We start from the raw sequence: 13,368 nt of genomic DNA, 5'->3' as shown, positions 1-13,368 counted from the left end.
TGACAGATGCGATTGCTGATCGTCGGCACACTCGGCGGACATATTAGCGCAGCCGGTCAGATCGCCCTGAACAAGGGCGCGAAGGTGAGCCACCTCGACAATGTCGAGGGTGCTATGCATGCCCTGCGCAGCGGCCAGGGCGCCGACCTCGTCATGATCGACGTGGCCCAACCGGTGGCGAAGCTGCTCCGCGCAATGAGCCAGGAGCGGATCAACACGCCGGTTGTCGCCTGTGGTCTCGAAAACGATTCCGATGCCGCCGTCGCTGCTATCAAGGCCGGCGCAAAGGAATATATCCCCCTGCCCCCGAACGCCGAGCTTATTGCCGCTGTGCTTGCGGCCGTTACCGAGGAACAAAGCTCGGTGATTTTCCAGGACCCGATCATGGGCGCGGTACTCAAGCTCGCCGACCAGATCGCGCCGTCCGATGCCAGCGTCCTAATCACCGGTGAATCCGGTACGGGTAAAGAAGTTCTCGCCCGGTACCTGCACGAGAAAAGCAAACGGTCGGATAAGCAGTTCGTTTCCGTGAACTGCGCGGCGATCCCTGACAATCTTCTGGAGTCCGAACTGTTCGGCCATGAAAAAGGCGCCTTTACCGGTGCCTTGGCCCGCCGCATCGGCAAGTTCGAGGAAGCAAACGGCGGCACCCTGCTGCTTGATGAAATCAGCGAGATGGATATCCGCTTGCAGGCCAAGCTGCTGCGGGCGGTCCAGGAACGCGAGATCGACAGGGTCGGCGGCAGCCAGCCGGTGAAAGTAGACATCCGGCTCCTCGCGACCTCCAACCGGGATCTTGAGCGTCACGTCCGGGAAGGCAATTTCCGCGAGGATCTCTATTTCCGACTCAACGTCTTCAATCTTCAACTTCCGCCGCTGCGCCAGCGTCCGGCAGACATCAAGCTGCTCGCCAATCATTTCGCGAAGAAATATGCCGAAGCCAACGGTGTTGCAGAAAGGCCGCTCAGCGATGAAGCAATTGCCCGCCTGCAGGGTCATCATTGGCGCGGTAACGTGCGGGAGCTGGAGAACACCCTGCACCGCGCTGTCCTGCTCGCTTCAGGTGACGAGATCGGGGTAGACGCGATCATCCTGACCGGCGAGCAGACAACGCCGGTCGCTCAGGAAGCTCCGCCGTTACGGGCAACACCGGCTCCGCAGCCGGCCGCACCGCCGACACCCGATACATTCCAACCGGCATCTTTTGATGAGCCGGAAACGGCACCGGCGGCACCGGCCACACCGCCAACAGCGGCAGCCCCGGCGCAGGAAAGCAAAGCTGGCGGAGATCTCGTTGGCCGCACCGTTGCCGATGTCGAGCAACAGCTCATTATCAATACGCTGAGCCATTGTCTCGGAAACCGAACCCATGCCGCCAATATCCTCGGCATCTCCATCCGGACCCTGCGTAACAAGCTTAAGGCTTATTCGGAGGATGGCGTTAGTGTACCGCCGCCAGGTGAAGCGGATCGGGCGACCGTCTGAAGCGCGGTCGGGATGATGTCAGGCAATCTGAAACTGGAGAAACGAGCAGGCATGATGAGAGGCATTGAATGACCGACGCCTCCAATCAGCCTCCGCCGCCGGAAGGCGGCGGTTCCGGTACGGCCTTGCCGTCCTTTAATCTTGCAAGCTTCAAAGCTGCGGCTCATCGGGGTGATATCTATCTCGCGCTCGGCGTGATCGGGATCCTTGCAGTTCTGATTCTACCGGTCCCGACAATGTTGCTCGATATCCTACTCGGGATCTCGATCGCCTTGTCCGTGATCGTTCTTATGACCGTCCTGTTCATCGAAAAACCTCTGGATTTCAACGCGTTCCCGACCATCCTTTTGATCGCGACCATGTTGAGGCTGTCGTTGAACCTGGCCTCGACGCGGCTGATCCTGGCCGACGGGCATACCGGCACGGACGCGGCCGGCGATGTCATTCAGGCTTTCGGCGGGTTCATGATGGGCGGCAACGCCGCTATCGGGATCATCGTCTTCTCGATCCTGGTGATCGTGAACTTCATCGTCATCACAAAAGGTTCTGGCCGTATCGCGGAAGTCGCAGCCCGGTTCAGCCTTGACGCCATGCCCGGCAAGCAGATGGCAATCGACGCCGACCTTTCCTCCGGCCTGATCAATGAGGATCAGGCCAGGAACCGGCGCGAGGAACTGAGCGCGGAGAGCACCTTCTTCGGTGCCATGGACGGTGCGTCCAAATTTGTCCGCGGGGACGCCGTTGCCGGCCTGCTTATCACCGTGATCAACGTGATCGGCGGAATGGTCATCGGCATCGCCCAGCAAGGGATCAGTTTCTCCGAGGCCTTTTCGACCTATACGCTGCTCACCGTTGGCGACGGTCTCGTCAGCCAGATCCCGGCCCTGATCGTCTCCACCGCCGCCGGTATGCTGGTCACCAAGGGCGGTACCACCGGCACCACCGAGAAAGCCGTGTTCGGACAACTCGGCGGATATCCCAAGGCGCTCGTTCTCTGTGCCGTTCTGCTCGTCATCCTGTCTCTGCTTCCGGGCTTTCCGACATTTATTTTCCTGTCGCTCGCGGCAGCTGTCGGTGGCCTCGCCTTCATGATCAATAGCGGACAGGAGAAGGCTGCGGCCGAGGTGGTTCAGCGTGAAGTGGACGAAGCGTCCGCGCCGCCACCAGAAGAGCCGATCTCAGCCGCCCTGCATATCGATCTCGTCCGACTGGAACTCGGCTATGGCCTGCTGCCGCTGGTCAACGAGACCACCGAGGGTCAGCGTCTTACTGACCAGATTCGTGCGCTGCGCCGGCAACTCGCCGTGGAGAGCGGCTTCATCATGCCGCAGGTCCGAATCCAGGATAATCTGCAGCTCCCCGCCAATACCTATGTCATCCGCGTCAAGGAGATCGAGGTCGGGCGCGGCGATATCCGGCCTAACCGCCTTCTGGTCATGGACCCGGGAGGCAATCCGATCGATCTAGCGGGTACCGACACACGGGAGCCTACCTTTGGTCTGCCGGCGATGTGGGTCGGCCCGGAGCAGCGCGAGGAAGCTCTCTTCAAGGGCTATACCGTGGTCGATCCCTCAACCGTGGTCACGACCCATCTGACGGAACTGATCCGCGACAACATGCGTGATCTGCTGTCCTATACCGAGACCCAGAAGCTGCTGGATGAGTTGCCTGATCAATATCAGAAGCTGGTCACTGACGTGGTGCCGTCGAACATTTCCGTCGGCGGCCTGCAGCGCGTCCTGCAGAACCTGCTGAGCGAGCGCGTCTCCATCCGTGATTTGCCGACCATCCTGGAAGGGGTGTCCGAAGCGTCCACCTTTACCCGCAACATCACCCTGATCACCGAGCATGTCCGAACCCGGCTCGCCCGGCAGATCAGCGAGCAGAACACTGCGGATGACGGCGTCATCCATCTGGTCACCCTGTCTCCGGACTGGGAGCAGGCATTCGCCAATTCGATCATTGGCCAAGGTGAAGACCAGCAGCTGTCAATGCCACCGAGCCAGCTGCAGGACTTCATTACGGCGCTCAGAAACGCGCTCGATCAGCTTGCAGAGGTCGGTGAATTCCCGGCGGTCCTCACCTCTCCCGGTATCCGGCCCTATGTGCGCTCCATCGTCGAGCGTTTCCGGCCGCAGACTGTGGTAATGTCTCAGAATGAAATTCACCCCAAGGCACGGATCAAGACTCTTGGCCAAGTATAGCTTTTGTCTAGGGCGCACAACGGGAGCGCGTTGCCGGTGAGAACTCCATGCGCCTGAAAACCTTTTCCGCCGACACGATGAACGAGGCCATGATGCTCGTGAAAGAGCATTTTGGCGAAGAAGCCATCATTGTTTCGACCCAGACCGGTGAAGACGGTGTGGGTGTTCGCATAACGGCCGCCATTGATCAGGTCGAAGACGAATTCGAGTACGAGGAAGACAGTTACGACGAAGCCTATGACGATCCGGTCGAAATCATCACGGACGCTCTCCTCAATAACGGCGTCCCGCCGCAAATATCCGACGAGTTGATCAGTGCCGCCGAAGAACTCTCGATGGATGACCCGATCCTCGCTCTGGCTGGCGCCCTTGACCGTTATTTCGCCTTCTCTCCGATGCCACTCGGAACAGCGGACAAGCCAATCGTGCTGGTTGGCATGCCCGGCGCCGGAAAGACAGTCACAATAGCCAAGCTGGCAACGCGGCTTGTGATGCAGAAACAAGCGGTGCGCGTCATTACCACGGACACTGTCCGCGCGGGCGGCTTCGCCCAACTTGAAGCTTTCACCAAGATCCTGAAGCTGAACCTGATCAGTGCGGGAACACCTGGTGAGCTGAGAGCCGCCGTCGCCGGCGCCGAAGGCCGCGGGCATATCCTGATCGACTGCCCTGGCGGGAACCCTTTCGACAACGACGACATCGACAGGCAGGCACGCCTGATCAAAGCGGTGGATGCGGATGTCGTTCTGGTCATGGCTGGCGGTATTGATCCGATGGAAGCCGCCGAAATCGCGGGCATCTACCGCGAACTCGGCGCCCGCCGCCTGCTTCTTACCAGGATCGACATGACCCGACGCTTCGGATCCTATCTGAGCGCCGCCGCGATGACCGGATTGCAGATGACCGAAGTGGGGGTCGGGCCAAGTGTGGCTGACGGCCTCCGGCCAATGAACCCCGTTACACTGGCACGATTGTTGCTCCCCAAATCAGTGGTGGAGAGTTTCGACGACGAACAGCAAACGGCACGAGGCGCCTATGGTTGAGGTCGCTATGATGGAACGGACCCGAGGATCAATCCAATGATGTCGCCCGCAGACAAGCCCCGCCCCACCACGGCCAGCGGTCCCGTCACCAAAGGTGCGAACATTCTTGCCATCGCTTCCGGCAAGGGCGGTGTGGGCAAGACATGGTTTTCGGTAACTCTGGCGCATGGACTTAGCAGAATGGGCCAGAAGGTTCTGCTGTTCGATGCCGATCTTGGCCTCGCCAATGTCGATATCCAGCTTGGCCTGATGCCTCAGCGTGACCTGGGCGGCGTCATTGCCGGCCGGCTGTCTCTTGCTCAAGCAAAGATCCATTATGATGCCGGTAATTTCGACATCATTGCCGGCCGCTCCGGCTCCGGCAGCCTCGCGACCTTGCCCTCCAACAGGCTGCAATCGCTTGGCACCGAGCTTGTTCAGCTCTCCGATTCCTATGACCGCGTGGTCATGGACCTCGGAGCCGGCCTTGACCGGACGGTCCGCATGCTGGCGGCAAGGGCCGGAAAAATCATTGTTGTCACGACTGCCGAGCCGACATCGCTGACCGATGCCTATGCATTCGTCAAAGTCGCGCATCAGAGCGATCCTAATTGCGAGGTTTCCATCGTCGTGAACAGCGCGGATTCGGTAAACGACGGCCGGAAGACCTACGATACGCTCCGCAAGGCGGCGATGAATTTCCTTAAGTTCGAGCCGAAATTGCTCGGAATCATTCGCCGTGACCGCAAGGTCATCGAATCAATCCGGAACCAGAGCCCGATCCTGAGCCGCTATCCGTCGGCCCCGGCGGCGACCGACGTGGAGGCCATCGTCGACACCCTGCTATAGCGGTCGAAGAGAGAAGATTGAGCACCGTACAACCCACCGCGCCTGCCCCGCAGGCGACAAGTCCCTCACAACCGGCCACCAACGCGCCGGTAGAGGGACGGGTGACCAGTGGCGCAGACGCGCTCCAGTCCGGCAATCAGGCGAAGCCGACAGCTCAAGGCTCAACTCCGCAAACACAACCACCAGCACCGCAACCCACTCAGGGACCGGGCGCCCAAAGTCAGACTCCGCAGGGACAGGCTCCGCAAACTCAGGGACAACCACCGCAAGGTCAGCCACCACAAAGTCAGCAAGCCCCTGTTTCTCAGGCAGCGCCCCAGTCGCAGCCGCAAACGCCACCTTCACAGTCATCGGCAACACCGCCAGCGCAAAACTCTGCGTCTCAAAGCCCCGCGTCTCAGGCCCCCGCGCCACCCCCGCCCGAAAGCACATCCGGGCAAGGCCGCGCGACACCGCCATCCGCGCCCGCACCCAAAGTTCCAACATCCCAGCCGCAGCAACCGGCGCCGCAGCAAGCTCAGACTCAGCAGCCAGCGGCCCAGGATATTACCATCACGCGGGTTCGGACTGACGGAACCGTCAGTGTCCGAGCGGCGACGGGCGACGCGACGATCCAGATCAACCCACGGCAAATCCCAGCCTTCGTGCGCCCGGGCACAATTGTCAGCCTTATCCTGCAGCGAACAGACAGTGGCCTGCAGGCGATCCTGCAGCCCCGCTCTTCAGCGCAAGCCGGAACAACAGCAGCGAAAGCGGTATCCAGCACCCAGCAAGCCCCGAGCGGCGCGACCGGCAGCGCTACTTCCGCAACGACACCCGCTCCAAGGACCTTGCCGCCGTTATCCGATGGGCAGATTGCCCGCGCCATCGTGTTGCGACCAACCTCGTTGCCCCAGGGCATCGCAAGCGGTCCGCTCCCCCCAACAGCAACCGGCATCAAACCGCAACAGGCTGCCCAAGCCGCCGCACGGTACTTGCTCGCGTCCAGCCCGCATCTGAAACCATCCAGTGCCTTGCCATCGGCCCCGCAAAGCGCGGCCCCAGTCGTAACGACTTCACCGCAAACAGCCGTTAGCAGCCAGCCTCTTCCCGGCACATCATCGCCGACACAACAAACGGCAGAGAGGCCAGGAGCCGCCCAGCAAAACGCGCCTGCCGCGACACCGACGCCAACATCTACATCGACACCTACACCTCAGACACCGACACCGGCCGGTGCAGCAGGTACAGCCACGCCGCCTGCATCGCAGCCTGCAACAGCGCCGTCGCCCGGCGGCGCTCCGGCGGCGGCGCAATCACCGCAGCCCCCCGCGGCAAGAACTGCACCGCTGACCACACCACGAGCCGTGACAAGCGGTCCGATAACGACCGGGCAGACCGCACCTGGGCTAACAACGACCGGACAAACCACCCCCACCCCTCAGTCTTCTCCGGCGGCCCCTCAAGGCACCACGGAAAGCCGGGCAACGGCGGCACCAGCCGGGGCCGCACCTGCCGGGACCGCACCTGCCGGGCAAGCGACAAGTACACCCGCCGCGACCGGGACCTCGGCCCCCAAGCCGGGAACAGCGCTTCCTCCCGGGACGGACTTTCCCGTCCGGGTGTTATCTGTCGGCGCGCAGACCAGCAACGCGCTACCGGCTCAGGCCGGCAGCGGCAGTACTGTGATATCCGGCACCATCGTTGCCACCGGCGGAAACGGCCAGGCCATTGTGAACTCGTCGGTCGGATTGCTCGATATTGCGGCGCGCGCAGAGGCCGGGCAGCTGCAATCGGCTATCCGCATGGAAATCCTCAACCGTTCGGAAAGCGACGTGCGCGGCCGGATCGAGGGCGGCAGCCAGACACCACTCTCCATTCTCTCCCGGGAATGGCCTGCGCTGGAAGAAAGCCTGCGCGCCCTTGAGATGTCGGCACCACAGAGCGCGGCGCAGTTTGCCGCAACGATCGCACGGCCGGGCCCGCAACTGACCGCTTCCATGCTGTTTTTCCTGGCTGCGGTGCGCGGTGGCTCCCTTGGTGGCTGGCTCGGAAAAGACGCTGGGCAGGCCCTGGAAAAATCACACGGTCGCCTGCTTTCAACTCTCTCCGGCGATTTCCAGTCCATGTCTAGAGCAAGCGAAGGCGGGCCGGAAACTGCCGGGTGGCGAGCATTCTTCATGCCGATACAGACTCAGGATGCTCTCGAGCAGATGCGGCTTTTCATCCTGCCGCCATCTTTCGAACGCTCTGGCGATGAAGGTGATGCGGAAAACGAAGAGAGCGATGACAGCGGTGGCGACGGGGAAACAAGATTCGTCGTCGACCTGATGCTCAGCGGTCTCGGCGCCTTTCAGATCGATGGATCCGTCGCGAAGCAATCAATGTCACTTCTGATCCGGACGCAACGCGCCCTGCCCCCGGAGATGCGGGCGGAGATCATCGATATCTTCGAAAATGCGGCCGGACGCACCGGTATGTCCGGCGCGGTGAGCTTCAAGGTACAAAAGGAATTCCCGCCCCTGCCGATCGCCGACCTTATGCCGGACGGGCGCCAAAACCCGGATGTCTATGCCTGATCGCTGATCAGCCTAACCGCGACGCTGCTTCATCATGTTGAGGGCGATCTCGTCGATCTCCATCTGTTCAAGCCGTCCGACCCGCTCGTCTTCACGGGTCTTTTGCTCCTTCTCAACAGCCTCTGCCTTGCAAAGCTCCTGATAGGATTCCAGCACTTCTTCGTTGGCGGCCTCGATCTCGCGGCGTTTCGCCTCGATCCGCTCTTCCAGAGCCCGCAGCCGGGACTTGAAGTGATGCATATAGGGTTCGAGCGTCCGGCGGGCTTCAAGCGACCCCGCCGCGGCCTGCTTCTCCCGTTCGAACTCGCGCTGCATGGCATCGGATTCAGCAAGCAACCCCGCCTCTTCCTGAAGCAACATACCCATAGCCCGGCGCTTTTCGTCGAGCTCCCAAGTTCGGAGCCGGATCAGTTGCTCAAACTGGCTCACGGCTCACCCGGGTCTTCCTCAGTCTCCGCGCGCTCTCCGACCATGGAAAGGATGGCATCGAGCTGGGCGTAACCAGATTCAAGAGAGGCCGGCTCGTTCTTGTCCTGAGACAGGAAATGCTCCAGCGAGGCATGATACATGATCGCTTCGTCGACTTCCGGATCGCTGCCTTTGCGGTAAGCCCCAAGGCGGATCATGTCGGCCATGTTGTCGTAAGTAGCCATCAACGCACGCGCACGGCGGACCAGCGCATTCTCCTCGGCCGAATTACAGTCGGGCATGGTCCGGGACACACTGCGCAGCACATTGATGGCGGGATACCGGCCACGGTCAGCGATCCCCCGCTCCAGGACGATATGACCGTCAATAATCCCACGCACCGCGTCGGAGATCGGCTCGTTGTGATCGTCGCCCTCAACCAGAACTGTGAAAAGGCCAGTGATGGTGCCTTCTCCCGCGCCCGGCCCCGCGCGTTCCAATAGTTTCGGCAGCTCGGCAAACACTGTCGGCGTATAGCCCTTGGAGGCCGGCGGCTCCCCGGTAGCGAGACCAATCTCACGTTGCGCCATGGCAAACCGGGTCACGCTGTCCATCATGCACATGACGGTTTTGCCCTCGTCGCGGAAGTATTCAGCGACGGCCAGTGTCATATGAGCCGCCTGACGACGCATCAGCGGGGACTCATCAGAGGTCGCAACAACAACCACGCTGCGGGCCAAGCCTTCTTCACCGAGGTAATCCTGGATAAACTCCTGGACCTCGCGGCCACGCTCCCCGATCAGGCCGATGACGTTGACCTCGCTCTGGGTGAAACGCGCAATCATCGACATCAACATGGATTTACCCACGCCCGATCCGGCGAAAATCCCCATACGCTGGCCCTTGCAGACCGACATGAAGGTATTGATGGTGCGCACACCGAGATCGAGCTTCTCGCCGACCCGTCGCCGCGTGTGAGCCGCTGGCGGTTGCGTCTTAATCGGGCATCCGAGGGGGCCGTCCCCGAGTGGCCCCTTGCCGTCCACTGGCTCGCCCATCGCATTCACGACTCGCCCAAGCCAGCCCTCATGCGGAAAGATGACCGGCGCCGCGTCCGATATCTCAGCCCGGCTTCCGATACCGATCCCGTCGAGGGCGCCAAACGGCATGGCCAACGCCCGGCCGTCCTTGAAGCCGACAATCTCGCAACTGACCCGCTTCCCGCCACGGGCCTGAAGGTGCAAGCGATCGCCAATAGACAGCGCCCGGTCCACGCCACCAACCTCGACCATCATGCCGAGAACAGCGGTCACGCGACCGTAAAGCCGAAATTCAGCAATCTTATCAACTTCCGATGCAAGATTTCCGAGGGCAGTGGCCACCCGTACATACTCCTTAACGCGGCCAACGCTTCCAGCGCGTCGTTAACTGTTCTACACTGGGAGTTTAGCACCAATGAGAACGCCTGGCACGCTTTCGACCGGGCGCAGCTACAGGTTAACGGTTTGTTTATCTTACCCCGTTAACTTTTGCTCAAGGGTCATAGAGGGAGAGTCCAATGCGTGTACTCTTGGTAGAAGACGATTTCGCCACAGCTCAAAGCATCGAACTCATGCTGAAGGCCGAAGGCTTCGTGGTTGATGTAACGGAGCACGGAGAGGACGGCCTCGAGATCGGCCGGCTATACGACTACGACATCATTCTTCTCGACCTCATGCTCCCGGATCTTGATGGCTATGAAGTTCTGCGCCGTCTACGGAGCTCGAAAGTAGAGACACCGATCCTGATCCTCTCCGGCCTTTCCGAGCTGGACAACAAGATCAAGGGCTTGGGCTTCGGCGCGGACGATTACCTGACAAAACCGTTCGACCGCCGTGAGCTGATTGCTCGGATGCAGGCCATTATCCGGCGATCCAAGGGGCATTCGGATTCAGTGATCGAGACCGGCCCAATTGCCGTGAACCTTTCCACCCGCAGCGCGGAAGTCGACAACAAGCCGGTACATCTGACCGGAAAAGAGTTCGCCATCCTCGAATTGCTTTCCCTGCGCAAGGGTACGACCCTGACCAAGGAAATGTTCCTCAACCATCTTTATGGCGGGATCGACGAGCCGGAACTCAAGATTATCGACGTGTTTGTCTGCAAGCTCCGCAAGAAGCTCTCGAAGGCGACCGGAGGCAACAATCACATCGAGACAGTCTGGGGCCGCGGCTACGTCCTGCGCGACGGGGACGAAGACACAGCGACCGGCAAAGAAGCCGAAAAGGTCAAGGAACCGGCGGAATAAGGTTTCCTGACATCTAGGCCTTCAAGGCTCCGATTAAAAAGGGCTGAACCAGTAGATGGTTCAGCCCTTTTTCTATTACCGCCCGGTTCCGGGTACGGCCTTGATGCGTCGTGCGTCAGATCGCGGCTTTCTGGCCTTCTTTGGCAGTTGGCTGATACATGCCGCGCTGCCCTTTCACAGGCTGGAACTTGTCCGTAATGCTGATCACCGTCTCGGCGCCGCCGAGATAGAGATATCCATCCGGCGCAATCTGCCTGGAAACCCCTTCCAGTACTTTCCGCTTCGTATCCTGATCGAAGTAGATCAGGACGTTCCGGCAGAAGACGATATCAAAATTGCCCAGCGGGCGCGGATCCTGCAGCAGGTTGAACTCACGGAAAGTGACCATGCGGCGGATCTTCTCGCTGAGCTGCCAGCGATCTCCATCCTGCTGGAAATACTTCACCAAAAGCTGAACTGGAAGGCCACGCTGCACTTCGAACTGGGAGTAGATACCGGACCGGGCCCGGGCAACCATCTCCGTCGAAATATCCGTGGCGACGATCTCCACCTTCCAGCCAACAAGCTTGGATGCCAACTCGTCCAAGACCATGCTCAGAGAATAAGGCTCCTGTCCCGAAGAGCATGCGGCGCTCCAGATCCGGATCGATTTCTTCGCTGCCCGGGATTGCAACAGGCTCGGCAGAACAACTGTTTTGAACTGATCAAACGGCGTCCGGTCCCGGAAGAACAACGACTCATTCGTCGTCATTGCATCTGTGATCGAGGCAATAAGCTTCTCGTCCCGTCGCGCTTTGAGCGTCGAAACAATCTGCTCAATGGACGTAAGACCGTGGCTACGCGCCACTGGCTGCAACCTCGTCTCAAGCAGATAGCCTTTGTCCGGCGTCAGTACCAAGCCTGATTGCTTGTACAGCAGGCTGGACAGGAATTCGAAATCAGAGCTGTTCATACCTGTCTACCCCCTCGCCAGCCGACTAACGCTGGCGCCAATCTCCGAAACCGGGAGAACTTCGCAACACAACCCGGCCTGAGCAACCGCGCCGGGCATACCCCAGACCACGCTGCTCTGCTCATCCTGTGCAACCACATCGCCCCCCGATTCCACAACAGCACGACACCCCTCGCGCCCGTCATGCCCCATACCGGTGAGGATCACCGCGAGGACACGCCCATACGCCTTGATCAAACTACGCATCATAGGATCAACCGCAGGCCGACAAAAATTCTCGGGTGGATCCTGATTCAAAGCGATTACTTTCTCAACGCCTTCGGTTTTCACCGTCATATGATAGCCGCCCGGAGCAAGATAGATCCGCCCAGGTGATACGACATCGCCGGTTTTCGCTTCGGAACAAACCCATCCCGACGTTTTAGTGATGTGCTCTGCCAGGATTGTCGTAAAGGTCGGCGGCATATGCTGCGTCACAAGAATGGGCTGCTTGATGGACTTCGTAAGATCCGTAAGCACACGAAACAGAGCCTGCGGCCCACCAGTCGAACTTCCAATACCAATCACGTCGGCCCGCCGGCCACTGGGCTTGCGCAATGTATAATCAGTGCGTGCAGCTGCGGATGAACGCGCTGCCGAGGACGGCTTCGCAGCCGAACGGGCTGCTGCAGCAGCCAGGGCACTCTTCGGCTCCGGGGTGCGCGCCGCACCGGACGCAGCCGTAGGCGCCGCCGCGCCTGATTTCCGTCTACTCTGGGCCCCGAAGGCCTTGACCTTGCTTAGCAAGTCGCTCGGAAAGTCTGCCGCACCCGTCATTTCGGAAGTGGAACTTGGCTTTGTAAGATAATCCCGGGCACCAAGTGCGAGGGCTCGCAGGGAAATCTCGGCATTCCGGGCCGTAAGAGTTGAGGCCATGACGACCTGAACCCCCGGGTTCACCTTCAGCAATTCCGGCAGCGCGGTGATGCCATCCATACGCGGCATCTCGATATCGAGCACAATGATCTCTACATCGTTATTCTTCAGCGTATCGATAGCACGTTGACCGTCGCCCACAGAGGCCACGATCTTCACGTCCGGATCGGCCTCAAGAAATCGTGTGAAGAGCCCGCGGATCACCGCGGAATCATCAACAAGCATCACCCTGTATGGATCGGTCGACCGCGGTTTGGCATCCGCGGACGCACTTTGTCCACGCATCTACAGCAATCCGATTTGAGAAAACTTTGTTTCGATAATCTCGCTGTCAAAAGGCTTCATGATGTACTCATTCGCCCCAGCAGACAGCGCTTCCTGGATATGTGCCATGTCATTCTCGGTGGTGCAGAAAATCACCAGTGGCGTCTCGCCTTCCGGCAGCTTTCGCAGCTCTCGCAGAAATTCAATCCCGCTCATCACCGGCATGTTCCAGTCTAGAAGGACGGCATCGGGCAGCGCTGCCTTACAGGCATCAAGCGCGACTTGGCCGTCTTCCGCCTCCATGGTCTCGAATTTCAGTTCTTCCAGAATTTTCCGAGCCACCATTCGAACGACTTTAGAGTCATCCACGATCAAGCAGGTTTTCATATAAAACTCCGCGAATTTTCACGCGTCAATTGTCACA

At 60.1% G+C, this 13,368-nt stretch carries 12 protein-coding genes; 6 read left to right on the top strand and 6 right to left on the bottom strand.

Going from position 1 to position 13,368, the window contains the following annotated elements:
* The first annotated feature begins 6 nt into the window (after window positions 1–6).
* The 4 genes from K328_RS0102450 to K328_RS0102435 all read left to right on the top strand — a co-directional run bounded on the left by K328_RS0102450 (window position 7) and on the right by K328_RS0102435 (window position 5,560).
* Entirely contained in the window at window positions 7–1,485 is a 1,479-nt protein-coding gene (locus tag K328_RS0102450; RefSeq protein ID WP_028464605.1) for a sigma-54 interaction domain-containing protein, read from the top strand.
* A gap of 68 nt (window positions 1,486–1,553) precedes the next feature.
* A complete protein-coding gene (gene flhA / locus K328_RS0102445; RefSeq protein WP_028464604.1) occupies window positions 1,554–3,689 on the top strand; it encodes a flagellar biosynthesis protein FlhA in 2,136 nt (711 codons plus the stop codon).
* A gap of 47 nt (window positions 3,690–3,736) precedes the next feature.
* Entirely contained in the window at window positions 3,737–4,732 is a 996-nt protein-coding gene (locus K328_RS22255) for a flagellar biosynthesis protein FlhF (protein ID WP_051284341.1), read from the top strand.
* 36 nt (window positions 4,733–4,768) lie between these two features.
* A complete protein-coding gene (locus tag K328_RS0102435; RefSeq protein WP_156901152.1) occupies window positions 4,769–5,560 on the top strand; it encodes a MinD/ParA family protein in 792 nt (263 codons plus the stop codon).
* A 1,195-nt stretch (window positions 5,561–6,755) separates the two neighbouring features.
* Here the strand turns inward: K328_RS0102435 and K328_RS26560 are convergent.
* Complete coding sequence (locus K328_RS26560; protein WP_156901151.1) at window positions 6,756–6,977, bottom strand: hypothetical protein; 222 nt, start codon at window positions 6,975–6,977, stop codon at window positions 6,756–6,758.
* 184 nt (window positions 6,978–7,161) lie between these two features.
* Here K328_RS26560 and K328_RS0102420 point away from each other — a divergent pair, with 184 nt between their 5' ends.
* A complete protein-coding gene (locus K328_RS0102420) occupies window positions 7,162–8,118 on the top strand; it encodes a hypothetical protein (protein ID WP_028464600.1) in 957 nt (318 codons plus the stop codon).
* 12 nt (window positions 8,119–8,130) lie between these two features.
* Here the strand turns inward: K328_RS0102420 and K328_RS0102415 are convergent, their stop codons facing one another.
* Complete coding sequence (locus K328_RS0102415) at window positions 8,131–8,547, bottom strand: flagellar FliJ family protein (protein ID WP_028464599.1); 417 nt, start codon at window positions 8,545–8,547, stop codon at window positions 8,131–8,133.
* Window positions 8,544–9,908 carry a flagellar protein export ATPase FliI gene (gene fliI / locus K328_RS22250; RefSeq protein ID WP_036553069.1) on the bottom strand — a complete coding sequence of 455 codons (1,365 nt, stop codon included), beginning with the start codon at window positions 9,906–9,908 and terminating at the stop codon, window positions 8,544–8,546. Before fliI ends, K328_RS0102415 begins: the two co-directional genes overlap by 4 nt.
* Before the next feature lie 176 nt (window positions 9,909–10,084).
* Here fliI and ctrA point away from each other — a divergent pair, with 176 nt between their 5' ends.
* Window positions 10,085–10,813 carry a response regulator transcription factor CtrA gene (gene ctrA / locus K328_RS0102405; RefSeq protein ID WP_028464598.1) on the top strand — a complete coding sequence of 243 codons (729 nt, stop codon included), beginning with the start codon at window positions 10,085–10,087 and terminating at the stop codon, window positions 10,811–10,813.
* A gap of 115 nt (window positions 10,814–10,928) precedes the next feature.
* Here the strand turns inward: ctrA and K328_RS0102400 are convergent, their stop codons facing one another.
* From K328_RS0102400 to K328_RS0102390, 3 genes are read right to left on the bottom strand one after another with little or no spacing between them, the layout of a single operon-like run.
* Window positions 10,929–11,765 (bottom strand): CheR family methyltransferase, encoded by an 837-nt coding sequence (locus K328_RS0102400; protein ID WP_028464597.1) that lies wholly within the window; start codon window positions 11,763–11,765, stop codon window positions 10,929–10,931.
* Window positions 11,766–11,771: 6 nt separating this feature from the next.
* The gene (locus tag K328_RS0102395; RefSeq protein WP_028464596.1) at window positions 11,772–12,965 is read right to left on the bottom strand and encodes a protein-glutamate methylesterase/protein-glutamine glutaminase; all 1,194 of its coding nucleotides are present in this window, start codon (window positions 12,963–12,965) and stop codon (window positions 11,772–11,774) included.
* Entirely contained in the window at window positions 12,966–13,331 is a 366-nt protein-coding gene (locus K328_RS0102390; protein WP_028464595.1) for a response regulator, read from the bottom strand.
* Between the last annotated feature and the right edge of the window lie 37 nt (window positions 13,332–13,368).

This window comes from Nisaea denitrificans DSM 18348 (assembly GCF_000426505.1).
GTDB lineage: Bacteria > Pseudomonadota > Alphaproteobacteria > Thalassobaculales > Thalassobaculaceae > Nisaea > Nisaea denitrificans.
Note: the sequence above shows the minus strand (reverse complement) of the source record. Positions and strands in the feature narration are given on the sequence as shown.

Bases quoted from the DNA above. Each gene is read 5' to 3' on its own strand.
- ctrA (WP_028464598.1), top strand. From the start codon at position 10,085: ATGCGTGTACTCTTGGTAGAAGACGATTTCGCCACAGCTCAAAGCATC.
- K328_RS0102435 (WP_156901152.1), top strand. From the start codon at position 4,769: ATGATGTCGCCCGCAGACAAGCCCCGCCCCACCACGGCCAGCGGTCCC.
- flhA (WP_028464604.1), top strand. From the start codon at position 1,554: ATGACCGACGCCTCCAATCAGCCTCCGCCGCCGGAAGGCGGCGGTTCC.
- K328_RS0102450 (WP_028464605.1), top strand. From the start codon at position 7: ATGCGATTGCTGATCGTCGGCACACTCGGCGGACATATTAGCGCAGCC.
- K328_RS22255 (WP_051284341.1), top strand. From the start codon at position 3,737: ATGCGCCTGAAAACCTTTTCCGCCGACACGATGAACGAGGCCATGATG.
- K328_RS0102400 (WP_028464597.1), bottom strand. From the start codon at position 11,765: ATGAACAGCTCTGATTTCGAATTCCTGTCCAGCCTGCTGTACAAGCAA.
- K328_RS0102395 (WP_028464596.1), bottom strand. From the start codon at position 12,965: ATGCGTGGACAAAGTGCGTCCGCGGATGCCAAACCGCGGTCGACCGAT.
- K328_RS0102390 (WP_028464595.1), bottom strand. From the start codon at position 13,331: ATGAAAACCTGCTTGATCGTGGATGACTCTAAAGTCGTTCGAATGGTG.